The organism is Mucilaginibacter sp. cycad4, assembly GCF_034263275.1.
GTDB lineage: Bacteria > Bacteroidota > Bacteroidia > Sphingobacteriales > Sphingobacteriaceae > Mucilaginibacter.
Genome location: NZ_CP139559.1, coordinates 6148713 through 6173746 on the forward strand (window position 1 = coordinate 6148713; position 25034 = coordinate 6173746).

The window sequence follows — 25034 nt, forward strand, 5'->3', positions numbered from 1 at the left end:
GTGATGCGTCTCTACATCGAAAAGAACTTAAAACAGTTCCACCAGGCGCTCCAAAGCCATCCCTCTTGATCCTTTGATCAGTATGGTAGAACTGGTTATGGGTCTCGCTTTCAAAACTGCAATAGCGTCTTCGGCAGTTTCATAAAATTTATTGGTGTCTATGATCCATGATCCATGGTCCATGGACTGCGAAGCAGCTAAAAAATCCTTTCCGATAAAAATCCGTTCATCAACAGGTGTATCCATCGCTTTGCGGATAACTGATGCATGTTCAACAGCTGCTTCTGTCCCCATTTCAAACATATCGCCCAAAATAAGCACTTTCCTTTTTGCCTCAATTTTCCCAACGTTTTCAATAGCTACAAACATGCTGCTGGGGTTGGCATTGTAATAATCGCAAATGAGGGTATTGGTAGCCGTTTGTACAATTTGCGAACGGTTATTTTTAGGCTGATAGCCTTCAATCCCGGCGTTTATTTCGTTCGCCGATAAGCCGAGATAGGTACCAATGCAAATAGCCACCAAAATATTAGGCAGGTTATAAGTGCCCGTTAATTGAGTTTTAACCTTATAGCTATCGCCGGTTTTATTGTTGGTCCACTCTAAAGTAAGTAAAGGCGAGTTTTCAAGCAGTTCACCGCTGATCAGGTTATCAATGGCATCTGTACCATAATATTCCACATGAGTTAAACGGCGGGCAGCCGCCATTTCCATTAAAACAGCATCATCGCTGTTTACAAAAACAACGCCACCTGCTTTACCTGCTCCCCCTTCAGGGGGTTGGGGGGCAAAATAATCATACAGCTCCCCTTTCCCTTTCTTTACGCCTTCTATCCCGCCAAAACCTTCCAGGTGCGCCTTACCTATATTAGTAATCAATCCATGCGAAGGCTGGGCTATACTGCAAAGCAACTCGATCTCTTTTTGATGATTGGCCCCCATCTCAATAACTGCAGCTTCATGACCGGCATCAATGGTTAAAATGGTAAGCGGTACACCTATATGGTTATTTAAATTGCCCTGGGTGGCCTGGGTTTTAAAATGCTGCGACAGTATGGCGTTGATCAGCTCTTTGGTGGTGGTTTTACCGTTGGTGCCTGTAAGGCCGATGACCGGAATGCTCAACTGGCGGCGGTGGTGGCGGGCGAGGCCCTGTAAGGCGGTTAATACATCCTCAACCAATAAATATTGATCACCCAGTTTATAGTCGGGATTATCAATTACCGCGTAAGCCGCACCGGCCTCCAAAGCTTTTTGGGCGAAGGTATTGGCATCAAACTTATCACCTTTAAGCGCGAAGAACAGGCTGCCCGGTGTTATCTTTCGGGTATCGGTGCTGATTACCGGGTGTTTGAGGTATATATCGTAGAGTTGTTGGGTTGTAATCATGGTTGTTAATATCTCAATGGTAAGTCAAAAATATATCATTTAAATAAGTTTAATAACAGCTTGACTAATTCCCCTCTTGAGAGGGGGAGCGGAGGAAAGTGTGGTTGCAGGGGTGTGTTTCTGCTACGAGCTTATCAAAGCATAAACACACCCCTCCACCCTCTCAAGAAGGGAATCGCGCAAGGCATTGCTTTTTATTTCACGTTAAGCCTAACAAAAATTATTCCTCCTTGTTCATCCAGCCAATTACCGCTTTGATCTCTCCATAGCTATAATCATCGCCTAAAATCTCTTTTAGGGGCGATAGTCTTTCGGCACCGTAGCTTTCAACTGCATCAGCAATAACAGCAATCTTTTTCTGCGGAACTATTTCGGTTATATCCAGATCCCCATTCTGCACGTAATGGCTTAGGTGTGTTTCTATGGTAGCTGCGGTGAACCCTCGCTCGGCCGCAATTTCAGTTACCGTTTTTCCCGAACGGAATAACGCAAAGGTTTCGGCCTTTGTGTCCCTGCTGCGGGACGACGATGCGGCCTGCCCTGATTTAACCTTACGCTCTCGCTTGGGCGATTTATGTTTTATTTTTGAACCGAGGCCTTTTTCGGCACAATAAGCTTTAACCGGCTGCAGCAGTTCCCGGCCGTAACGTGCCAGTTTAACGTCGCCAAAACCAGAAATCATTCGCAACTCATCCAAACTTTGGGGCAGATAAGTCGCCATTTCCAATAAAGTAGCATCCGATACTATGATATAGGCAGGCACATTTTCGTTTGTGGCAATGCCCCGCCTAACTTCTTTAAGTTGATTAAGCAGCGCTGCTTCATAAGGCAAGCTTTCTTCATGATGAACTTCTTCAACTTTTTCTATTTCAATAAACTCAACTTTTTGGCCACCCTTTAATACAGCTGCACTTTGCGCGGTAAGTTTTAAAACCGGGTATTCGTCGCCTGCGGTTTGCAGATAGCCCATGGTAACCAGCTCGCGGATATGGTGCTGCCAGTCGGCTTTGCTGATATCTGCGCCGATACCGTAGGTTTTTAACTGCTTATGCTCTTCACGGATCTTATCGCTTTTTGATCCCCGTAAAAAATCTATCACGTAATTAGCCCCGAAACGCTCATTTAACCGGGCAACCGCCGAGAGCGCCTTTTGGGCAATGAGCGTACCATCAAAACGTTTGTACTCGGTAAGGCAAACATCACATGATCCGCATTTAGCCGGAAATTCCTCGTCGAAATATTTCATGAGATATTGCCTGCGGCAGGAGAGCAGCTGACAATACTTCACCATGTCATTAAGCTTGTTAAGCATAATGCGGCTTTGCTGCTCATTGCCTTCCACTTTGGCAAAGGCCTGTAGCTTCATGGCATCACCGGGCGAGTAAAGCAGCAATGCTTCGGATGGTAAACCGTCGCGCCCTGCCCTGCCGGTCTCCTGGTAATAACCCTCAATGTTTTTAGGCAGGTCAACATGCACTACATAGCGCACGTTTGATTTATTGATGCCCATGCCAAAGGCGATGGTAGCTACAATGATCTTGATATCATCGCGCAAAAATGCTTCCTGGTTACGGGCTTTTATTTCATTGCTTAATCCGGCATGGTAAGCTTCGGCAGCAAAGCCTTCATCCTTTAAATCCTCGGCCAAAGCCTCGGTAGATTTGCGGGATAGACAATAAATAATCCCCGACTCATCCTTATGCTCATTTAAAAAGGCGATGAGCTGTTTAAAGCTATTCTTTTTGGGAGATACCCGGTAAGTGATATTTGCCCTGTTAAAGGAGGATACAAATATTGCCGGCGATTTCAGATTGAGTTTTTCGAGGATATCTTTTTGCGTAAGCTTATCGGCAGTAGCTGTAAGCGCAATAACCGGAACCGACGGAAATTCTTCCTTAAGGCCTGCAAGCATTAAATATTCGGGCCTAAAGTCATGGCCCCATGACGAGATACAATGCGCCTCGTCAATGGCTATCTGTGCAACTTTCAGAGTTTTTAAAAAGGGGATGAGTTTGTTCTCTTTGTTTTCCCTGCTTTCGGCGCTGAACAAGCGCTCGGGGGCAAGATACAGGAGTTTGATCTCATTATCCCTCAACCTGTTTACCAATACCCGGGTTTCCTCGGGATTTAACGATGAATTGAGGAATGCCGCCGGGATGCCGTTAACGTTGAGGCTATCCACCTGGTCTTTCATCAGCGCAATAAGCGGCGAGATTACAATAGTTAGGCCATCGAGCAGCACAGCAGGCAACTGGTAGCACAATGATTTGCCGCCGCCGGTAGGCATCAGCGCCATTACATCCTGTCCCTTAAGTATATTTTGAATAATAGCCTCCTGCTCATGCCTGAAGGCACTATAACCAAAGTATTTTTGCAGGGCCTGGATAGGTGTCATATTTATTGATATGCTTCAAATGTGCAGATGTGCAAATGTGCAAATTTTAGATTACAGATGTGCAGATTTCAAATGTGCAAATGATAGATAAGTAAGTGCCTAATCATTATATATAGCGATAAGTAATCCGGAACCTGAATATCGACTAATCATTTGCACATCTGCCAATATTTTTCTGCATATTAGCTTATCCCTTTTCTCCTACATATCTATTATATATTTATGATAAAAAAACATTTACTCCTATTTGTATTTATAAGTTTTTTTTGCTCAGCCTTTGCACAAAAGATCCAATCGCCGCAGGAGTTCCTGGGGTATAAATTGGGCGAGCACTTTACCCCTCATTATCGTATTGTCGAATATTTTAAATACGTTGCGTCGGTTTCAAAAAATGTAAAGCTGCAGCAATTTGGTACCACTAATGAAGGCCGGCCTTTACTGGCTATGTTTGTCGCATCCGACGAGAATATCGGCAGACTGGATGAGATCCGCCATAATAACCTTAAACTGGCTGGTATTGAAAGCGGCGGCGGCAGCACTGCCATGCCGGTTGTTACCTGGCTAAGCTATAACGTACATGGCAACGAGCCGGCATCAAGCGAAGCCGCTATGTGGACTTTGTTTGACCTGGTTGATCAGGAGAATGCTGCAACCAAGGCCTGGCTCAAAAACATGGTGGTTGTTATCGACCCATGTTTAAACCCCGACGGGCGTGACCGTTACGTGAATTTTTATAACTCGGTAGTTGGTGCCGTGCCCGATGCCAACCCAACATCGCGTGAGCATGCCGAACCATGGCCCGGCGGCAGGGTAAATCATTTTTACTTTGACCTTAACCGCGACTGGGCCTGGCAGCAGCAAAAAGAAACCCAGGCACGTGTAGGCCTGTATAATCAATGGCTGCCGCAGGTACATGTAGATTACCATGAGCAGGGTTATAACGCACCGTATTATTTTGCACCTGCCGCCGAGCCATATCATAAAGATATTACCGCATGGCAGCGCCAGTTCCAGATCACTATCGGTAAAAACAACGCTAAATATTTTGACCAGAACGGCTGGATGTATTTCACCAAATATGAGTTTGATCTGCTGTACCCGTCATACGGCGATACTTATCCTTTATATAATGGCTCTATCGGCATGACCTATGAGCAGGGCGGCATCAGTGCCGGTTTGGCTGTGGTTACCCGCAGCGGGGATACCCTTACCCTGGTGCAGCGTGTGGCCCACCACCATTCAACAAGTTTAAGCACACTTGAAATAGCTGCGTTAAACACCCAAAAGCTTTTGGATGAGTACAAAAAGTTTTTTGATAACAGTCGCGCCAATCCTCCGGGCGAGTACAAAACTTACATTATTAAAAACGATAACAACAATAAAATTAACGCGCTGGCAAAAATGCTGGGCCGCAACGGCATTCAGTATGGCTTCGGTTTAGCTAATAAAACGGTTACCGGCTTTAACTATGTTTCTCAAAAAACAGAACAATACAATGTTGGCGCCAATGACCTGGTAGTTAATGCCTATCAGCCCAAAGCGGTATTACTGCATGTATTGCTGGAGCCCAAAACTTTTATACCCGATTCCAATACTTATGATATTACCGCATGGTCGCTTCCGTATGCTTATGGATTAAAGGCTTATGGTTTAAAAGAATCGTTTAAACCTGCCGGCGCCGAGTGGAGTGTTGCCGCACCTAAGCCGCTGGTAAATACCCATGCCTATGCTTATGTATCGGCATGGCAATCGGTTAATGATGTAAAATTCCTGGCGGCCCTGCTTAAAAAGAGAATCAAAGTACGCTATGCCGAAAAGCCATTTGAAGCCGGAGGCAAGCAGTTTACAGCAGGTTCGTTAATAGTTACCCGTGCAGGTAATGACCTTGCCGATTTTGACCAGGTTGTAACGCAAACGGCAGCTGGTTTGGGCCAGGAGATCACTCCTATTTCAACAGGATTTGTTGATAAAGGATCAGATATCGGTTCGGACGCTGTGAGGTACATTCATCAGCCTAAAATTGCCTTAATTGCCGGCGATGGTGTTAACTCGGAGGCAATGGGCGAGGTTTGGCATTTGTTTGAAGCACAAATCGGGTACCCTGTTACTTTAATAAGGTACCAGGATTTAGGTCGCACCAAATTGGGAGAGTTTGATGTGGTGGTTTGCCCCGATGGTCGTTATGAAGATTTTCCTTCGGAGAAATTACAAAACTGGATCCGCGACGGTGGTAAGCTGATAGCGGTAGATAACGCTGTATCGTTACTGGTTGATAAAAAGGGCTTCCTCATTAAAAGGAAGGAAGAAAAAAAGGAAGACAAGGATAAAGAAAAGGAAAAAGATAAAACAGTTAAGCTGTATGGAGATCGTGACCGTTTGGCCCTTAGCGAATCCATCCCCGGTGCAATTTATAAACTGAACCTTGATAATACACATCCGCTTGGCTTTGGCTTGCCTGATTATTACTATTCGTTAAAGCTGAATGACGATATCTATGATCTTTTTTCGGGCGATGACGGCTGGAACGTAGGTACCATAAAAAAGGATGGCTACGTATCGGGCTTTGTTGGCCAGGAATCAAAAAAGAAGATCAGCAATGGTTTATTATTGGGTGTACAACCCATGGGCCGCGGTTCGGTAGTTTACATGGTTGATGATCCGCTATTCCGCAGTTTCTGGGAAAACGGCAAGCTGTTGTTCAGCAACGCGGTGTTTATGGTGGGGCAGTAATAGCCTCGGCCCCCAGCCCTCGCCCCCCAGCCCCCTGAAAGGGGAGCAGCTACATCGCTCTTATAATTAAAAGGCAGGTTCTTCAAAATGGGAACCTGCCTTTTGTATTTATCAAGAATATGCTAATCAAAAGCTCCCCCTTTAGGGGGCGGGGGGGGCATGCGCTTGATTTAATTATTCCCCTTCACCCTGCCTTTTTCGTCGTCGGCTCCTGAACGGTGCTCACGCATTTTGATGGAGTTGTTGCCAAAGTTATAGGTAAAGGTAAGGCGCATTACGCGGGTATCATTCTTTTGCTTGATGGTAAAATTATTGTTCACCACCTGGCTGCTCAAGTCATTACGGCGAATGTTGAAGATATCATCACATGAAGCTTTGATATTGAATTTCTTTTCCATGAACGATTTACTGACCCCCATATCTACCGAGTAGCGCGGCCTGATCTTGTAAATACCGTAGGTTAATGATGATTGATAATCGCCCGTTACTTCAAAACGGTAGCCTGCAAACTTGAATGTTTGGGTTGTACGACCCTGGAAAGCCCATTGCCCATCGTTAAATTTCTGCCCGGCAAGGGTATCGGACTTAAAGCCCAGGTAAAACGCGGTCGCGTTAACATTGCCCTCCCACCATTTGGTAATAGTGAATGGAGTATTGAGGTTAACATTGTAACCGGTTTGGGTTTGCAGGTTCTGGTGTGTTTCAAACGAGCGCTTACCTTCGGTTAATATCAGTTCGGTGATAGCATCAGTAGTATGACTGTAACCAAGGCTTACGTTGATGGTTTTATTATAAGTATAGTTAAGCTCAAAATTTTGAGTGTATTGCGGGTTCAGGAACGCGTTGCCCTGTGAATAGGTGTATGGATCAAGATAATAGATAAAAGGGTTCAGGTCATCATAACCCGGACGGTCGATACGGCGGCTGTATGAAAAGCTTACTTCGTTTTTATCATTGAGGGTTTGATTAATGAATACGCTTGGGAACAGGTTTAAATAGCTTCTCTTAACAGGTGTACTGCCGATCAGGTTACCTGTAGACCGGGTTTGCTCGGCACGTAAACCTAATTGTACAGAGAATTTTTTGAATTGCTTATTCAGGTTCAAATACCCCGCATTAATTTTTTCGGTGTAAATAAAGCGGTTGGTACGTGTAGTATCATTAATATAAGCACCATTGCTGAAGATCTGCGCCTGCAGGTCGTTATCGGTTTTAACACTGCTGAATTTTACCCCGGCTTCCAGTTTAATGGTTTTGGTAAGCGGTTTGGTATAGTCAGCTTTACCGGTGTAGATGCTTATGGTTGATGGTGTTTGGTTCCGGAGCATCTGCGGGGCATGCTGTATGCTGCCGTCGGGCAAAAAGTAATTGGTATTGTACATCGCGTTTGAATTATTCCTGAATTTGGAATAATCCAGATCGATGCTTAGTTCCTGGCCGCTTGTATCAAGTTTCAGTCGGTCATTAAGGTTAAGTGCAAAGTTTTTATAGGTTTGCCTGATATCAGATGTAGTATGCAATGACGAATCTGCCACACCAAATTGTTTACCTATGATAGTGGTATTGTCATTCAAATCTTTTTCACTGTTTGAATAGCCGCTTACCACAAAGCCGATAGTATGTTTTGAGGTGAGGTCATAGTCGGCCCCTAAACGATAGTTATTATAATGGTTGATGCTTGGCAGGCTTGATTTTTGGTTGAAATAAGTTTTGTTGCCAAGTGAATCAGTTATGATCCTGTTAATGCCGATATCATGCCCGCGTTTGTTATCACCCCTGCTTAATGAAGTAAATACATTAAGTGCGCCATCTTTATGGTTAAGGTTAAGGCTGGTATTATCGCGCCAATACTTACTTTTTGCACCACCCACGGTAAGGCTGCCGTTGGTGCCTGATTGGGCATTCTTTTTTAATTTGATATTAATGATCCCCGAGTTGCCGGCTGCATCATATTTTGCCGAAGGGTTGGTAATGATTTCGATAGATTTAATGGTATTGCCATCGGTTGAGCGTAATAAGGTGGCCAGTTGTGCAGCAGTAAGATAGGTTAGCTTATCGTTTATCATTACCGTTACTCCCTGTTTGCCTTTCAGGCTGATGTTATCGTCTTTATCAACAGTAACGCCAGGGGCACGTTCTAAAATTTCCATAGCGGTATTGCCGGCTGCCAGTACGCTGTTTTCAACGTTCATTACGGTACGGTCAATTTTACGTTCAATAAGGGGCTTGGTGGCGGTAATAGTTACTCCCTTTAATTCGGTACTGCCTGTGTGCAGGTTCAAAGCAGGGGCTGTAACCTGCGATGCATTTGCAGGTACACTAAAACTTTTGCTTACAGCCTTTTGATAACCAACAACAGAAGCTTTAACGATATAGCTGCCCGCTTTTATGTTGGTAAAAACATAAACACCGGCATCGTTGCTTAGCGCACCTTTAACCACGGTTGAATCAGATGCACGTAAAAGACTTACTGTTGCATAATCAAGCGGTTTGCCCTGGTCATTGACCAAGGCTCCTGATACTTTGGCAACAGGCGCGGCCTGCTGGGCAAAGGATACACTACAGCTGATAGCAACAAGCAGCAGTGTATAAAATATGTTGTGTATGAAAGTTTTCATTTTTAGTTCGGTTTAAAAAGTATGGGCAATACAATGCCGGTAAAGAATTACTTCTTTTTTAAAATTTGTAAATAAGTTTTTAGTTAGTGCCGATATGTTTTGCGGCGTTTAGGGTTTTAGTAATTATGAGATATAAGCAGTTGTTTTCATTGTGTTCATGTTTTTAATTTAATTTTTTTGCAAAACAATCCCACCTGACTTTTGGGCCATTTTTTAACGCTTATTAAATTTATATTGCCGGATTACCCGGAAATGGTAATTGTGTTGCTTTTATAGTAAGATGCAGAAACAGGGGTGTTGGTTACAGATTATTTTCACTTTTTAATGCAGGCATTAAATTTTTTGCCATATCCTTAATAATCCTGAAGGTAATTGGCAGTTCATTTTGGCGGGGAATGTTTGATTTAAGGTTGTTTACCCTGCTGTTTAAAAGCGGGTTATTGCCTGTTTGAAACAGGAAGTAAAAAGGTATAATAAGCCCGCTAAAAATTAGCAGGCTTATATATTTAAAAATGGTTTTCACAGACAGGTGGCTTTTTAATGTTCCGGCATAATGGTAGTATCCGGCACCCCTCCGTCTTTTGATGCTTTTATCTTTTCCATGATCTTATCAGCCGTTGCGTTAGTGTCTGTTTTGCACTCCAATCCGTTTGCAGTCATGATGTAAGTAGCCGTGGTGATGCCGTTATTGTTAACCTGGTCTTTACACTCATATATATTAAAAGTAATGTTACGGTCAAGCTTTTCATCAATAATGATCTTAGCGTTAAGCGGTACCTTTAAGGTAAGACGTAGCTCCTGTCCGCGCCATAAAAAGCCTTTGGGCATTTCCAAATGGCGGTCAAAATTCAAAACCGAATCTTTTTGTTCAAAACGATAAGCTGCACTGCGGGCGTTGATCAGGGCTTCCTCAAGGTTGCTGCCACGGGCGCTGAAAGTTTCGATCAGTACAGGCTGCGGCACATCGCTTTTTTCAATATCAATGGTAACATTATGATTTGGCATATCATCGCCGTTAAAGTCATCATCTAAAATGATCATGCCTTTAAAGCGCTCGTTTATTTTAAGGCGGGTACTGTCCTCGTTGCTTAAATATTTGGTGTCATTGAGATGCAGGTAATAGGTATTGTTTGCAGTTGGCTTAAGCTTAATGGTTTGGGTAAATTTACCGCCCTCGCGAAAGCTGGCCGCAGTTTTTACGCCGTAGTAAGAAACTGCTCCCAATGAGGCTAACCAGATACATAATAAGGTAGTACCAATTGAACGGTTAAATGAAGCTTTTTTAAACAGGAAGCCAATAGTTGATAAAATGATTGCTAATAGCGGTATGGCTAACACTAAAAAGCCGCTTACCATAAAGATCCCGTTAGCCTGGTGGTTAGCTATATTGAAAGGGAACAAGGTATAGATCCCCATATTCCCAGCGGCAAATAAGCCAATAAGCGATACAATGAGCGCTACGGTCATGCCAAGGCAGGTTAATAAAACAGCCGCTGCCAATAGTTTGCCAAGTAAACTGCCGGTGCCTCTTAAAAAAGCTGCAAGATGTTCAAAAATATCGCTGATGAGATCGCGCACCTGGTAAATGAAAGGTTTGGCTTCATGCTTAAAGTTTTGAAGGTTTTCACGTACGGTGCTTAACTCTTCTTCAAAGCTCTTTTTAAAACCCTTCAGGTCCTGCTTTTCGCCCTTCATGGCCATACGGTCGGCGCGGGTAATGGCTTTGGGCACCACCATCCATAAAATAATGTATATAATAAGGCCCATGGCGGCAAAAGGCACCAGGATAGCAAAAGCAAGCCTTACCCAGGCCGGGTTAATGTCGAAATAATTGGCAATACCGGCGCATACACCGCTGATCAGGTGATCGTCCGGGTCGCGGAAAAGCCTGCGGCGTTCAGTATTATATTCAAACGGACTGCCGCCTGCGGTTTTGGCGTCGGTTTCGGCAGTTTCAAAATCCTGTACGCTGCCCATTTGTTCAATAACCTCCTTCACGTCGGCTTCAACAATAACTTGTTTAGCGTCGCGTGCCAGGATCTCGTTAAACATTTCGGCAATGCGGTTTTCGATGTCGGTTGTGATCTCCAGGCTATCGGCCGAAGTTGAAAAATGACGTTTTACATCCGTCATATAATTCTTCAGCACTTCGTAGGCATCTTCTTCAATGTGAAAAACCATGCCGTTTATGTTTATGATAATTGTTTTGTTCATGATTAAAGTGATTTGTAGGTTTTTCTATTTTCTTTCTCCGATAGCTGTTTGAACAGCAAATACCAGTTCCTGCCAGGTTTTATCGAGTTGTTCAAGCACCGCGCGACCTTCGTCTGAGAGCACATAGTACTTTCGGGGCGGCCCGGAAATTGACTCCACCCAGTTGTACGTGAGCAGTCCATTATTTTTTAAACGGGTTAAAAGAGGATACAGAGTACCCTCAACTACAAGCAGTTGGGCTTTCTTAAGTTCAGCAATTATGTCTGATGCATATGTTTCGCCCTTAGCTATGATAGAGAGAATGCAATACTCCAGTATGCCTTTTCTCATTTGGGTTTGGGTGTTTTCGACGATCATAATACAAAGATATATGTTTTAGATTGTATTATGCAATACATAGTATTATAATTATTATTCATTTAGCTGAAACTTGGCTTTTTGAAAAAAAAATGACGTTTTGAAAGAAATTACTTGACTTTTTGATAACGTAACATTACTTTTATGATTAATTAACTATTAACTGATCTTATTATTAACGAAATGAAAAAACTTCTACTCGTAAGTTTGTGCTTACTTGTGTTGTCTATGACGCAAGTATTCGCGCAAAACCGTACAGTTACTGGTACGGTTACGGCCAAAGATGACGGCCTACCCATTCCGGGAGTAACAGTAAAAATTAAAGGGACAGTAAGCGGCACTCAAACAAACGCAGCTGGTAAGTTCGTACTCAGCACGCCAACTAATTCAGTTCTCATTTTTAGCTTTGTTGGGTATGCTACGCTTGAAAGAACGGTAACTGGCGACATTGTAAATGTGTCACTTGAAGCCTCTAACCGTCAATTAAATGAGGTGGTCGTAACAGCTCTTGGTATCCAAAGAAAAGCTGATAATCTTTCTTACGCCCAACAGGGGGTAAAAGGAGAGCAGTTGACCTCTACCCGCCAAACAGACATTAATCAGGCATTGGCTGGTAAAATTGCGGGTGTGCAGGTTCGTAGCCAATCTAATGCAAAGTTAGGTTCGCAAGCACTGATTCGTTTACGCGGTGCCGCTACAATTAATGAGCATCAACCTTTATTTGTGGTAGACGGCACCCCTGTTGACGATATTAACTTCATTAATATGGATGATGTTGAAGATGTTCAGGTGTTGAAAGGTCCTTCTGCTACTGCACTTTATGGTCAACGTGCTGACGCGGGTGTATTAATGATTACTTCGAGAAAGGCAAAGAAACAGCCTGGTGTTGGTATTAATTTCACCTCGACAGTAGCATTCAATAGTGTAAGTACTTTACCAAAGTATCAAAATGAATATTCGGGTGGAACTGCGGGTGCTGGCTGGCAAACTTTTAACTGGGCAGACGGCGATCCGGTTGAGTGGAAAGCCTTGGATGGAAAGAAATACCATACCTATTTTGATGATGCTTCATGGGGGCCAAAAATGGATGGAAGCGAATATATTCCCTGGTATGCGTGGATACCTGGTACTCAATATTCATTCAAGACGGCTAAATTAACTCCTCAACCAAATAACGTAAGAGATTTTTATAATACAGGTCGCCAACTGCTAAATAATATTAACTTCGGTAAGGCTGGTGATGGTTATAACGCGCGGGTTTCTTATACTAATCAAGATGAACATGGAGAAATACCGGGGTCTTGGTTGAAAAGAAATTTCATTCAAAGTAACCTGTCATATGATTTATCTAAACATTTCACAGTTAGTGCAGACATTAATTATGTCAATCAAAGAACCCGTGGTGAATTTAGCGATGCATATGGTAATAATGCGTCAGGTTCGTTCAATTCATGGTTTCATCGTGATTTGGATATAAATATCCTTAAACAACTCCAAAATTTGAGGACGCCTACAGGTAAACTTCCTTCATGGAACCTTGATGATTCAAACGGGATAAATGCAAATTCTATTTACAGCGGCACTTTGTACTGGACTAACCCATATGCCTATTTCAACCAGGCTTATGCGATCAATACTCAAGACCGTATTTATGGTAACATCGCTTTAACTTATAAATTGAATGATCATTTTAAAGTTAGCGGTACTGTAAGGAAAAATCAAAGGAATACCCATTACGAATCTTTCCTGCCTACTATTTTCGAGATTAGTACGTCTGACTTATCTTCACCATTAGCTATAAATGAGTTCTCAACCGCAACCACCAAAAGCGGCCGTCCGGTGAGAGCTACTTATGATACTTATGAAATAAGAAGTGTTGAAAATAACTACGAAGTTCTGGCATCATATAATCAAAAATTTGGCGACTTTAACATTGATGCAAACATCGGTGGCAATGATCGGTACAATAGCTATAGCTACATCGAAAACGGTACAAAGGGCGGTTTAATAGTGCCTGATGTATTTGCTATTTCAAATAGTAAAGTACAGCCCGGCTATTATGCTCAACAACGTACTTATAAAGAGGTAAGGTCTGTTTATGGTCGTGCTAGTGTTAACTGGAACGATATTCTTGTTGCCGATTTTAGCTTACGTAATGATTGGAGTTCGGCTCTGCCTAAAAGTGCTAACTCCTATTTATACCCATCGGTTGGTTTGTCGGCGTTGTTAACTAAATATGTTACAAACGCCATTCCGGCAGTAAGCTTTTTAAAGGTTCGTGGAAACTGGGCAAAAGTAGGTTCGGATCTTGATCCTTACAACCTTAGTTTGTATTATACACCCGGTGCACAATGGAACGGAGCACCAACAATCTCTACACCAGATAAACTTATTGACGGTAGCATAAAACCATCGTTATCAACCTCGGCTGAGGGTGGTTTAGATATCAGGTTCCTGAATGACCGTTTAGGGTTTAGTGGTACCTATTACAGTGAAACAAAGAAAAACGAGATCGTTACAGTTGACGTAAGCTCGGTAGGTGGTTTCACTCAGAAATTGATTAATGCCGGCAAGATTCAGCGCAAAGGTGTTGAACTTACAGTTGATGGTTATCCAGTTAAAACAAATAGTTTTTCGTGGAACATCAGTACAAACTTTGCGAGAAACAAATCCAAAGTATTGGAACTTGCACCTGGTATCCAAACCTATTACCTAGGCGGTGCTGATTATTCAAGTGCTACAGGTACCACAGCATATGCCCCGGGTGTATGGGCTATCGTAGGAGGTGAGTATGGTCAAATTCGCGGACGTGGTATTCAAAGGATAAACGGTCAGCCGGTTATTGATCCGGCCACTGGCTTGTATGCTTTTCAGGATAACATGAACTTTGGTTCGGTATTACCGCAATTTACCGGTGGTATGGTTAACACCTTTAAATATAAAAATTTCTCACTGAACTTTACTGTGGACTTTTCTAAAGGTGGTAAATATTTCTCGCTTTCTGATCTTTGGGGTGGGTTTTCAGGCTTGTATCAATATACTGCAGGAAACAATGATAAAGGAAGGCCTCTTCGTGACCCTGTTGCCGATGGTGGAGGTGTACATGTTAAAGGCGTTGATAAAAATGGAGCACCTGTTGATATGTATGTCGATGCTATTGATTACTATGATGGTAATGGTGCAAATAAGATCAATGAAATGCACATTTTTGATCTAAGCTACGTAAAACTCCGTGAAGCTAACATTGGTTACACTTTCAATCTTAAAGGTACGGCAGCTAATAAATTTATCCAGAATCTTACTATAAGTGCGTTTGGTCGTAACCTGTGGTTAATTTATACCAAAAACAGGAATTTTGACCCTTCTGAATTTGTGAACGCTTATGGAGAAAGTGGTCAATTGCCTCCATCAAGGACATTAGGTTTAACACTGAAGGCTGGCTTCTAATCAAAAAAGAAAATTATCATGAAAAAGAAATTTCAATATTATACCGTCCTTAGTATGTTAGCTCTGGGTTTAGGGGCATGTACTAAGTTGTCCGAACGTAACGTAAACCCAGATGCAGCTGGAACACCTGTAGCCTCGGCCTTATTAACAAGTGTTGAATCTCAACTCGCCGTAGGTTTAACGTCAGATGCGACGCTTGCCAGTACGCAGTATTTCGCGCAATATTTCAGTCAGGTTCAATATCCTGATAATCAGCTGTATGCGCAAAGTAATGTTTCATGGAGTGGTTTCTATGCTGGTCGTTTATATGACTTGCAAAATATCATTAACACTGCGTCGGCTAAGCCTGATCCTGCAGCACAGGCTGGGAATACTGTTAATCAAATACAAATTGCCAGGATATTAAAAGTTTATTGGTATTCATTGGCTACTGATCGTTATGGTGATATTCCATATAGTCAGGCACTAAAGCAAAATACCACTGCACCTTATGATAAACAACAGGCTATTTATGCAGACTTCTTTAAAGAGCTGAAGGAAGCAATTGCATCTTTCCAGTCTACCGGTAATCCCATTACTGGCGATATAGTTTACAATGGGAACTTAAGCCAGTGGAAAAAATTTGCTAATTCATTACGTTTAATGTTAGCAATGCGCCTTTCAAAAGTTGATCCGGCTACGGGTAAAGCTCAGTTTACCGCAGCATTGACTGACGCTGCAGGGTATATTACCAGTAATACTGATAATTTTGGTGTAAAATATCCAGGAGGTACGTTCATTAACCCTTTTTATGGGTTAACAGGTGCGTCTATTCTTGCGATAAGTGGTACTGTTACCGGTAAATTAAATGCCTATGCTGATCCACGCGTATTTGCTTATGGACAAGTAAATGCAAGCGGCAATGTTAAAGGGGTTCCGTACGGTTTAAACCGAGCTCATAATCAAACATTTCTTGTGGCCAATCCTGATTACAGTACTATTTTTGCAACAGCTTGGAAAACAGCCGATGCGCCTGTTTACCTCATTACTGCATCATACATCGACTTGTTACGTGCTGAAGCTGCCATTACTTATTCAACGGGTGAAAATGCCTTTGACCTTACAAAAAAAGGAATAAGCGATTCATGGGCACAATGGAAGGTTACAGGTAATGTTGATACCTATTTAACAACTATTGGTGTGACTGCGATAGCTACACCGGTTGCTAAAATTCAGGAGCAAACCTGGATTACTCTTTATGGTGTTGGTCAGCAAGGCTGGTCTGAGTGGAGAAGAACTGGCATTCCGAATCTTACTCCGGCGCCAGATGCTGTAAATCCAGGGGGCAAAATACCTCGTAGATTTGGTTACCCAACTACAGAGCCTAATTTAAATGGAGATAATTATAAAGCGGCTGTTGCTGCTTTCCCATATGGAGGCTCCGATGTTGTAGATACTCGCGTATGGTGGGACAAACCATGATGTTTAGAAGTAATAAATAAAAAAAGGGGTACAGTTATCATTTAACTGCACCCCTTTTTATTTGAAATTAGCCATATAAATAGTGCGCAAGCAGATAATATATCTGCAGGCGAAAATATCGGATGAATACTATTGGCTTTTTAGCTCAATAATTTATGTGTCAACATGTTATAATAATTTATTTTTTATCAACACTATATTTCCCCGGCCCTATAAATATTAAACCGGCAAACACAATGGCATCCTCAATAGCATGAGCGGCATCGCTAAGCCCGCCGCCTGTACGCAGGTGCATCAAAGCAGCAACCACGAGGTTAATAAATAATAAGATACAAACCGGCCTGAACACAAGGCCGATGATAAGGAGGAAGCCTCCAAAACATTCGGCTACAGCGGCCAGCAATCCCCAAACTATCGGCCAAAAATGAATGCCTACGTATTTCATCGATCCGCCAAGGTGTTCCCAGCTTTTTACGCCGCCCATTAATTTAGGATAGCCATGATAAATAAACATGATGCCAAGCCCGATACGGATGATCAGCAGTCCGAAGTTTTTGTAGTTGCCTAAATTGCCTAATAGTGCCATTTAAAGATATTTTTATTGATGTGAGGGCTTAAGGTAATAAAAATGTTGGAAGGTATTAAAATAGGAGACTTAATTCCCCTATTGCACGGGCACGCGCTGGAATAACGATGAGGAGCGGAACATCTGCGTTCGTCACCTGCTCTGCCAACATACGCCGCCTTTCTTGACAGGGGAATTACACAACACCCCGGGTTTTCTATCTTAAGTTAACACCCTCTCAACCCGGGCTAATCGGCGGCCCCGGAGTTAACCCCGTGTATTATTTAAGTAATTGATTGTCAATAATATATATGTAATAAAATGAATTTCTGTTAACCCTGTTAACCCCCCCGCCGGCTTAAGTTAACACTCTGTCCTCTCAAGAGACGAAACACGCTTGTCACCTATTTATTGGGGCCGATAAGCCAGTACTCTCCCAATCTACCATATTCAAACTATTGTGCTTATATTACTATCTCCAAACAACCCGTATGAAAGCAAGCCTTATTTTATCCTTATGTATTTTTTCATTGCAGGCATTGGCGCAAAAAAACGCGTTGCGCCAGCAAGTAAATGCTAAAGCCGATGCCTTGCAGGAGCAGGTGATAACCTGGCGCCGGGATTTTCATGAACATCCGGAACTGGGCAATCATGAGGTGCGTACATCGGCCATCATTGCTAAACATTTACAGTCATTAGGTATTGAGGTAACAACCGGCATAGCCACTACCGGCGTGGTTGGGGTCTTAAAAGGCGGGCATCCGGGCCCCGTTGTCGCTTTGAGGGCGGATATGGATGGCCTGCCGGTTATTGAGCGTACACCTGTGCCATTTGCATCCAAAGTAAAAACTACTTACAACGGACAGGAAGTTGGTGTAATGCATGCCTGCGGGCATGATTCGCACATGGCCATACTGATGGCTGTTGCCCGGGTACTCTCGTCAATGAAGGCAGATTTGCACGGAACCGTAAAATTCATTTTTCAACCCGCGGAGGAAGGTGTTGAACCCGGACAGAAAGGCGGAGCTGAGGAGATGGTAAAGGAAGGCGTTTTAGAGAACCCAAAAGTTGACGTAGTTTTTGGGCTGCATATTAATTCGCAAACAGAGGTTGGCAAAATAACCTATCGTCCGGGTGGTACCATGGCCGGGGTTAATGATATGCAGATCATCGTAAAAGGGCGGTCGGCCCACGGGGCTTATCCATGGTCGAGCGTGGACCCGATCGTAACATCGGCCCAGATCATCAATAACCTGCAAACCATTGTAAGCCGTAATATCAATGTAACCGAAAACCCTGCGGTAGTTACTATTGGCGCTATAAAGGGAGGCAACCGTTCAAACATTATCCCCGAATCGGTTGAAATGCTGGGCACGCTCCGCTCCTTTACTCCTGCCGACGAAAAATTACTGATTACACGGGTAACAGAAATAGCCACTAAAATTGCAGAAGCGCAAGGAGCTACAGCTACGGTAAAGATCCCCTACAGTAACCACTATCCTGTAACTTATAACGATCCTGAGCTTACCCAAAAAATGCTGCCCAGCCTGCAGCAAACCGCCGGTGCCGCTAATGTGCTGTTGCGTCCGCCAGTAACCGGTGCCGAAGATTTTAGTTTTTACCAGGAAAAGGTACCGGGTTTGTTCATATTTTTGGGCGGTATGCCAAAGGGGGGCGATCCGCTGAAAGCACCGTCGCACCATACGCCCGATTTTTATATTGACGAAAGCGGCTTTAGTTTAGGTGTAAAAGCCTTATGCAACCTGGCCATTGATTACATGGGCAACAAAAGATAAGTATTCAACACCCGATAGTTCTTTTTAATTAAGCTGAAACAATAGCGGTCAAAAAGTATTTTTACAGCGGCTTATTCGTATATTGAACGGCCTTAATAGCATAAGTGTGAAATTGTTAAGATCATGAAAAAGCATTTACTACCCCTTTTATGCCTGTGCATGTTGATGAGCAGTTTGCCTGGCATGACAGCTTCGGCAAAAATGATGCTGCCTGCCGATACGGTAGCTAAATTAAAGCCCGAGGTGCGCCAGGTTGTGGAAACTGTAATAAAAGCTTCCGGCACTTTCAATATCGAAGCAGTATCTGATCTTTACGCCCCTAATGCCGTAGTGGCCGATGAACAGCCCCCCTTTTCGTGGAATGGTCAACTGGCGGGTGTACAATGGATAAATTCGGTACAAAAAGCGGTTAAGGATTTTAAGATCAGTGGTTTTAAAGTTGATTTGCAGCGTATCAAAACTTTTCAGCAAACCGATGAAATAGTTTACCTCATAGCTCCTGTTGAATATACCGGCCTTGTAAATGGCGAACATTTTGAAGAGCAGGGGGCTTTTTCATTTGTATTAAGGATAGTGAGCGGTAAATGGCTCATTAAAAGCCAGGCCTGGGTACCGCGCAACGGCATGTAAACACCTCCTGTATTATAAACCTGCTACTTTTGCAATCTGAATTTAAAATTAAGGTTGACAAAATTCCCGCTTCAGGAAAGGCCCCGGTTTTATTTATAACTTAGCTTTTATGAACTCTATCTTACACATATTAAATGGCGATGCCGCGTTAGATGGTTTTGATCAAACCGGGCTCGACGGCGATGTTATGGTTTGGCGCGAGGTGTTTTCTGAAGGCCCCTTACAGGAAAATATTCTTTCGGGGAGTTTCTGGAGTGCGCGCCGCGATTGGATCGGGACAACATTCAATGCCCCGGCAAATGAATATCAGCATAAAGTGATAGATGAGCTTGGCAAGCTAAACAGCCGGTATAACGAGATTAACCTTTGGTTTGAGTTCGATTTGCATTGCCAGGTAAACCTGCTGGGCGTGTTGGAAATGTTATCGCTAAAAACAGATATGTCGGCCCCGGCCATTTACCTCATTTGCCTGGCCGATTGTGTTCAGTTTGATAATAAGAAAGGCCTGGGCGAATTAACCGGCGAACAATTTGAAGAATTGTACGATGCCCGCGAACGCTTGAACGAATGGGAGCTCGGCCTGGCCGCCGATGCCTGGAGGTTATACGTTAATAATGACCTCGCCGGGTTAGAAAAATGGCTCAATGAAAATACCTTTTGGGGCGGCGTTCCGCTACTTAAGCCTGCACTAAAAGCGCACCTGAAACGGATGCAAACCAATGCCGATGGATTAAGTTATATCGAACAAAAGCTACTGGATATTTATAATAGCGGCGCTAAAACCAAAACGGCCATTTACATAACCTTTTGGAAAACTGAAACTATTTTTGGTATGGGCGATTCGGAGATTGATATCTACCTGGATAAACTGAAGGAAAAAGGGTTGATTACCATTTAATAAAACCTATAATACGACTGAGCGGGGAGGGCCTGAGCATTGGGGAAGGAGATCTTATACGCCATGCAAACTAACTATACTCATTCGCCAATCAAGGTGCATAAGATTTCTCACTCGTTCCTCGTTTCAAAATGACAACAAGTTATTAGTGACTTACGGCACCGTGACAGCTATCGTAGGTGATCGTTCACTCTCATTCTTCATCCTGTCCAATGCCGTGACTACGTAAAAATAGGTTTTGCCCTTGATAACGGTATTGTCATCATATCCAGGCGTGGGATCATATTTGATTTTGAGAATGTTTTTAGGATTGTCGATGTCTATCTTTTCACCATCATTAAAGCGGTAGATCACATAGCCGTAAACCGGCTCCTCATCTTTAGCTAAAGTTGGGGTAAGCCACCTTATTGCTACACCTTTACCTACGGCTTTAGCCGTAACTTGTTGTGGGGCGTTAGGAGGTATTGAGTCGCGCCACAGCATTACCGGAGGTAAGGCCGGGTATTGGTAATAATTGTCACGTAGTGAGTCGGTAAAGCCAAGGGGGTTGCTGGTGAGCGAATTGGAGCTAAAGTAAACACTGCCCTGTACCCTTGGGTTATCACGAATAAGTTCTATTTGCTGAGGTAGCTGGGCCGGGTTCCTGAACGCCTGAACTTTCCGCTCGTTGATGCGGTAAGCTGCCTGGCCTACATATAAGTGCCTGCCATAGGTGTTGTCACTCCACCAGTCAAGCAGCTTTTGAAAATCAGCGGCACGGTTGCCTATCTGCCAGTAAAGCTGCGGGTTAATATAATCTATCCAGCCCTCTTTTACCCATTTGCGGGTATCGGCATAGTTTTCATAATATGACGAGCCGCCATTGGTTTCGGAACCTTCTTCATTTTGGGCTTTATTAGCCCAGATGCCAAAAGGGCTTACACCAAATTTCATGTTAGGATCATGTGCATGTACGCTATCGGCAATCATATGTATCAGCAAATCGACGTTGTGGCGGCGCCAGTCTTTAATATTATCGTAACCCTCGCCGTACTTTTTAAATGTTTCCTCGTCGTTGATCTTTTGTCCGGCAATGGGATATGGATAAAAATAATCGTCCATGTGTACGCCGTCTATGTCGTAATTATCCACAACATCCAGTATTACCTGTACAATATAGTCGCGCACTTCGGGCAAACCGGGATTAAATGTTTTTATCCCGCCATAGGTAAAAAACCACTCGGGCTTTATTTTGGTGATATGCTGCGGACTAAGCGCTGCAAAGTTGCCATCAAACGTGGCGCGGTAAGGGTTAAACCAGGCGTGCAGCTCCATGCCGCGCTTATGTGCTTCGGTGATGGCAAACTCAAGCGGATCATAGTTGGGGCTGGGGGCCTGGCCCTGTTTACCGGTTAAATATTTTGACCACGGCTCACGGCTTTTGGCATAAAACGCATCGGCAGCGGGCCGTACCTGCAGCATAACCGCATTGATCCCGGTTTCCTGGTGCGAATTTAAGATATCTATAAGCTCTTGTTTCTGCTTTTCTGACGGGGATTTGGAGTTGGTTGGCCAGTCGATGTTAACCACGGTAGCTATCCATACTCCCCTGAATTCGCGTTTGGGCTGCATTTTTACATCAACCGGTGCCGGTACAAGATCGGCCGGCTGCGCATTAACTGTTAAACTTGTAAACAGGATTATAATCAGAAGTATGAACCGTTGGTATATATGCATCAAATAGAATTAAATTGAAAGTTGCAAAGATATAAACTCATAACGTAGCAGGTTTATTATGAAGTATAAAAATTGAAGCCTTATTGTGTTTTAAACATTTTGTAGTTATTTTAGCTCCACGCCTAAAACAATTGATGTAATAATTTTTTAAAAAATCATATTTTTAGTGTTTTAACGTTCAATATGTTAACCATTAAGGATAAACGCATCTGTATATACTTGCAGGAAAGCGCTTTACATCAATTAACAGTTGATATTTCGTTAAAAACTAAACACTATAGCTAAGCTTTTGTTATACCACTTGCTTAACTATGCTAAAACTTAACATTTAATTGCTATGGAAAACCAATCTGGGCAACAACAACCTAAGAAAAACTCAAACGTCATTTATTTTCTTATTGTAGTAGTGCTTGCTTTATTGGGTACCGATGTGTATCTGTACCTGCAAAAAAACAACTCCGATAAAAAAATAGTTTATCAGCATGATGAGCAAACAAGGCTGCAAACCGAGCTTGACAGTCTTGAATCGCAGGTTGAACAGGTCACTGCAGGCAAAGCCAAAATGACCGCGGCGCTAACCGCCAAAAACGACTCGTTAAAGTCGACCATTAAAGTTCTGAGGGCCAAGCTGGCTAAAGGTAAGCTTACCGCACAGGAACTTGCCAAAGTACAGGAGGATGTAAAACAACTCCGTTATTTTGTAACCAAGTATACTGCCGACATTGATGAGCTTAAAAAGCAGAATACATCGCTCACCACTGAAAGGGACACTTTAAAGACCAATCTGGCAACGGTTGCCAAAAAGGTGGATACGCTATCTAAACAAAATGAAGATCTTGGTGCTAAGGTGAAGGTAGCCCAGGCGCTCAAGCTGGCAACCTCAGATGTAGTGGCCTATAAAATAAAGGGCAGCGGCAAAGAGGTGGACGTAACCCGTGCAAACCCGGCTAAAAAACTGAAGATCAACTTCACCGTAGCCAGCAATACTTTGGCTACAAAAGCCATGCACGATATTTACGTACGTGTGATTGATCCAACCGGCAACCTGATCACAGCACCTGATTCAGGAACTTTCAGCGCCGATGGCCAGGACCTGCAATACACCTATAAAACATCCATTGATTTTAAGGATGATGGCACACAATACACCATCGACTGGATAAACCCAACCCTGCCATTCCAGAAAGGTACTTATACCATTATGCTTTATGCTGATGGCGGTACTATGGGTAAAACAGGTGTGACGCTTAAATAATATTGACACCAATTTTTTCGAATTAGGTCGAATTTCACGAATAAAAAGAAGAGGCCCGGTTTGCATAGCAAACCGGGCCTCTTTGTGTTTGATGTCCCAGTGAAACAGCGGAATTATGCATTATTCCAATTCCTGAAATTCGACCTAATTCGAAAAATTAGTGATCATTACATTTTCATCAATGCCGGGCTTATCCTTAAATAAACTTCAAAGCCAACCGGGGTACTTCCGTAAAGCGGCTTTAACGCCGATGGCGAAACATTGAGCGTAGCCTGCACACCGCCTGTAATGTTGGTGTTTTTGAAGCTGCTCAAAATCCGGTTTACGCCCAGGGTTAAAGCATTGATATTAAAGTTGGGGTTAAGCGGATAAGCATCGTGCATGTCCAGTTCTTCGGCGTCTTTTTGCACAAATTCATATCTGCCGTAAACAGCAGTTTTATTGAGCTGGAAAGTATTCTCTAATAAAACAGATGGCTGCGTTTTATGATTATCCGAATAATGGTTTTGCCCGTAAACCAGGGTAGTTGCCACGTAGCTGTTTTTGTTCAGCATTTTGGTATGGATGGCCGATGCAGTGAACCTGTTCACGTTTTGCCCCGGCTCTGCTTCTTCCGCGCTGTGGATCCATCCGTCGGATACCTGCAAGGCCCACTCTTTGGATGGGTTATAGGATAAGCGGGCCGAGTATGAATCAAACCGCATTTTATCAAAATCATAGCGGTGCTCGTCCGGCTCGCGTCCGGTAAATATCGATCCCTCCAGTTTTACATTTTTAATGCGGAAGCCCAATGTTGCAACACCAAAGGTAATATGCGTAGCATCCTGGTAATGATGACCAAGCGGCGCATCGGGATCATTGATGGCCGAAAGACGGTGCATAAACACCGGCGGGCCTAAAGCCGGCTCTCCCGGGTAACCGAACGATAAGGAGATGTCGGCATCTTTGGCCACTCGCTGGGTATAAGCCACGCTCAACTCTGCAAAAAGGTCATGCGGGTGTTGTTTGTCGACCAGTTTTTGCCCTTTGTATGATTCGCCGGTTTGGTATAGGAGCGGATAGCCGCCGTTGCCCACCAAAAAAGGATCGAACGAGAACATGGTATTAATGGAGAACAGGCCATTATTGCCAACCTTCCGCTGGGTCATGAACATGAGCCAGTTAGGTACATCAATCCTGTTGCTGCCACCCCGTTTACCCGAGTTAAACAGGTCCTGGTTGTTATAGCGTGCAAAAAAACTGCCGTGTACCATGCTCATCCATTTTTTACCATGGATCATGTAGGCATACAGCGGAGTTTCATCAGGCACCCACGAAGTGCCCGAGCCATCGCGGTTCATGGGGAGGTTGCGCGAGAACTGGCTGGTCATCATCATATGGTGCATGGGCGTGTCCATTTTCATAATGCCCATATCCATGCCATCCATAACCATAGGTTTGGTGCTGTTCATGCGCATGTTCTTTTTTGTGGTATCGCTCATCTTCATATCGTGATGGTGCTGGGCAGATGCGCCCACAGCGGCCAGGCTCATGGCAATGAACAAAATATATGCTTTCATAGTA

General features: G+C 43.5%; 16 protein-coding genes. 7 read left to right on the forward strand and 9 right to left on the reverse strand.

Annotation, left to right across the window (positions count from 1 at the left end; translation table 11 throughout):
* Nucleotides 1–27: 27 nt before the first annotated feature.
* Together murF and recQ are read right to left on the reverse strand one after the other, a co-directional pair.
* On the reverse strand, nt 28–1389 hold the full coding sequence (murF, locus tag SNE26_RS25395; protein ID WP_321556653.1) for a UDP-N-acetylmuramoyl-tripeptide--D-alanyl-D-alanine ligase: 1362 nt from the start codon (nt 1387–1389) through the stop codon (nt 28–30).
* 220 nt (nt 1390–1609) lie between these two features.
* Nucleotides 1610–3784 (reverse strand): DNA helicase RecQ, encoded by a 2175-nt coding sequence (gene recQ, locus SNE26_RS25400; RefSeq protein ID WP_321556654.1) that lies wholly within the window; start codon nt 3782–3784, stop codon nt 1610–1612.
* A 222-nt stretch (nt 3785–4006) separates the two neighbouring features.
* Here recQ and SNE26_RS25405 point away from each other — a divergent pair, with 222 nt between their 5' ends.
* Nucleotides 4007–6514: a M14 metallopeptidase family protein gene (locus SNE26_RS25405; protein WP_321556655.1), complete on the forward strand. Its 2508-nt coding sequence runs from the start codon at nt 4007–4009 to the stop codon at nt 6512–6514.
* Between the two features lie 170 nt (nt 6515–6684).
* On the opposite strand, the gene SNE26_RS25410 is transcribed toward SNE26_RS25405, so the two are convergent.
* The 4 genes from SNE26_RS25410 to SNE26_RS25425 all read right to left on the reverse strand — a co-directional run bounded on the left by SNE26_RS25410 (nt 6685) and on the right by SNE26_RS25425 (nt 11703).
* A complete protein-coding gene (locus tag SNE26_RS25410) occupies nt 6685–9132 on the reverse strand; it encodes an outer membrane beta-barrel family protein (RefSeq protein WP_321556656.1) in 2448 nt (815 codons plus the stop codon).
* Between the two features lie 301 nt (nt 9133–9433).
* A complete protein-coding gene (locus tag SNE26_RS25415) occupies nt 9434–9655 on the reverse strand; it encodes a hypothetical protein (RefSeq protein WP_321556657.1) in 222 nt (73 codons plus the stop codon).
* Between the two features lie 14 nt (nt 9656–9669).
* Nucleotides 9670–11346 carry a PspC domain-containing protein gene (locus SNE26_RS25420; protein ID WP_321556658.1) on the reverse strand — a complete coding sequence of 559 codons (1677 nt, stop codon included), beginning with the start codon at nt 11344–11346 and terminating at the stop codon, nt 9670–9672.
* A 24-nt stretch (nt 11347–11370) separates the two neighbouring features.
* Entirely contained in the window at nt 11371–11703 is a 333-nt protein-coding gene (locus SNE26_RS25425; RefSeq protein WP_091209926.1) for a PadR family transcriptional regulator, read from the reverse strand.
* Nucleotides 11704–11931: 228 nt separating this feature from the next.
* Between SNE26_RS25425 and SNE26_RS25430 the strand changes: the two genes are divergently transcribed.
* Both SNE26_RS25430 and SNE26_RS25435 read left to right on the forward strand, forming a co-directional pair.
* Nucleotides 11932–15150, forward strand: coding sequence for a SusC/RagA family TonB-linked outer membrane protein (locus SNE26_RS25430; protein WP_321556659.1), 3219 nt, complete (start codon nt 11932–11934; stop codon nt 15148–15150).
* Nucleotides 15151–15168: 18 nt separating this feature from the next.
* Nucleotides 15169–16611, forward strand: a complete 1443-nt coding sequence (locus SNE26_RS25435) for a SusD/RagB family nutrient-binding outer membrane lipoprotein (RefSeq protein WP_321556660.1) — start codon at nt 15169–15171, stop codon at nt 16609–16611.
* A gap of 178 nt (nt 16612–16789) precedes the next feature.
* On the opposite strand, the gene SNE26_RS25440 is transcribed toward SNE26_RS25435, so the two are convergent.
* The gene (locus SNE26_RS25440) at nt 16790–17197 is read right to left on the reverse strand and encodes a DoxX family protein (protein WP_321556661.1); all 408 of its coding nucleotides are present in this window, start codon (nt 17195–17197) and stop codon (nt 16790–16792) included.
* 470 nt (nt 17198–17667) lie between these two features.
* Here SNE26_RS25440 and SNE26_RS25445 point away from each other — a divergent pair, with 470 nt between their 5' ends.
* The 3 genes from SNE26_RS25445 to SNE26_RS25455 all read left to right on the forward strand — a co-directional run bounded on the left by SNE26_RS25445 (nt 17668) and on the right by SNE26_RS25455 (nt 20500).
* Complete coding sequence (locus SNE26_RS25445) at nt 17668–18972, forward strand: amidohydrolase (protein WP_321556662.1); 1305 nt, start codon at nt 17668–17670, stop codon at nt 18970–18972.
* A gap of 123 nt (nt 18973–19095) precedes the next feature.
* Nucleotides 19096–19602, forward strand: coding sequence for a nuclear transport factor 2 family protein (locus tag SNE26_RS25450; protein ID WP_321556663.1), 507 nt, complete (start codon nt 19096–19098; stop codon nt 19600–19602).
* 109 nt (nt 19603–19711) lie between these two features.
* A complete protein-coding gene (locus tag SNE26_RS25455; protein ID WP_321556664.1) occupies nt 19712–20500 on the forward strand; it encodes a DUF1835 domain-containing protein in 789 nt (262 codons plus the stop codon).
* Nucleotides 20501–20653: 153 nt separating this feature from the next.
* On the opposite strand, the gene SNE26_RS25460 is transcribed toward SNE26_RS25455, so the two are convergent.
* Nucleotides 20654–22216, reverse strand: a complete 1563-nt coding sequence (locus SNE26_RS25460) for a family 10 glycosylhydrolase (protein ID WP_321556665.1) — start codon at nt 22214–22216, stop codon at nt 20654–20656.
* A gap of 337 nt (nt 22217–22553) precedes the next feature.
* On the opposite strand from SNE26_RS25460, the gene SNE26_RS25465 reads away from it, so the two are divergent.
* Complete coding sequence (locus SNE26_RS25465; protein WP_091167247.1) at nt 22554–23471, forward strand: hypothetical protein; 918 nt, start codon at nt 22554–22556, stop codon at nt 23469–23471.
* Nucleotides 23472–23638: 167 nt separating this feature from the next.
* Here the strand turns inward: SNE26_RS25465 and SNE26_RS25470 are convergent, their stop codons facing one another.
* Nucleotides 23639–25030: a hypothetical protein gene (locus tag SNE26_RS25470; protein ID WP_321556666.1), complete on the reverse strand. Its 1392-nt coding sequence runs from the start codon at nt 25028–25030 to the stop codon at nt 23639–23641.
* Nucleotides 25031–25034 lie beyond the last annotated feature (4 nt).

Excerpts from the sequence above, each read along its gene's own strand:
- murF (WP_321556653.1), bottom strand. The coding sequence starts at position 1,389 with ATGATTACAACCCAACAACTCTACGATATATACCTCAAACACCCGGTA.
- SNE26_RS25450 (WP_321556663.1), top strand. The coding sequence starts at position 19,096 with ATGAAAAAGCATTTACTACCCCTTTTATGCCTGTGCATGTTGATGAGC.
- SNE26_RS25465 (WP_091167247.1), top strand. The coding sequence starts at position 22,554 with ATGGAAAACCAATCTGGGCAACAACAACCTAAGAAAAACTCAAACGTC.
- SNE26_RS25445 (WP_321556662.1), top strand. The coding sequence starts at position 17,668 with ATGAAAGCAAGCCTTATTTTATCCTTATGTATTTTTTCATTGCAGGCA.
- SNE26_RS25410 (WP_321556656.1), bottom strand. The coding sequence starts at position 9,132 with ATGAAAACTTTCATACACAACATATTTTATACACTGCTGCTTGTTGCT.
- SNE26_RS25435 (WP_321556660.1), top strand. The coding sequence starts at position 15,169 with ATGAAAAAGAAATTTCAATATTATACCGTCCTTAGTATGTTAGCTCTG.
- SNE26_RS25425 (WP_091209926.1), bottom strand. The coding sequence starts at position 11,703 with ATGATCGTCGAAAACACCCAAACCCAAATGAGAAAAGGCATACTGGAG.
- recQ (WP_321556654.1), bottom strand. The coding sequence starts at position 3,784 with ATGACACCTATCCAGGCCCTGCAAAAATACTTTGGTTATAGTGCCTTC.
- SNE26_RS25440 (WP_321556661.1), bottom strand. The coding sequence starts at position 17,197 with ATGGCACTATTAGGCAATTTAGGCAACTACAAAAACTTCGGACTGCTG.
- SNE26_RS25470 (WP_321556666.1), bottom strand. The coding sequence starts at position 25,030 with ATGAAAGCATATATTTTGTTCATTGCCATGAGCCTGGCCGCTGTGGGC.
- SNE26_RS25455 (WP_321556664.1), top strand. The coding sequence starts at position 19,712 with ATGAACTCTATCTTACACATATTAAATGGCGATGCCGCGTTAGATGGT.
- SNE26_RS25420 (WP_321556658.1), bottom strand. The coding sequence starts at position 11,346 with ATGAACAAAACAATTATCATAAACATAAACGGCATGGTTTTTCACATT.
- SNE26_RS25405 (WP_321556655.1), top strand. The coding sequence starts at position 4,007 with ATGATAAAAAAACATTTACTCCTATTTGTATTTATAAGTTTTTTTTGC.
- SNE26_RS25460 (WP_321556665.1), bottom strand. The coding sequence starts at position 22,216 with ATGCATATATACCAACGGTTCATACTTCTGATTATAATCCTGTTTACA.
- SNE26_RS25430 (WP_321556659.1), top strand. The coding sequence starts at position 11,932 with ATGACGCAAGTATTCGCGCAAAACCGTACAGTTACTGGTACGGTTACG.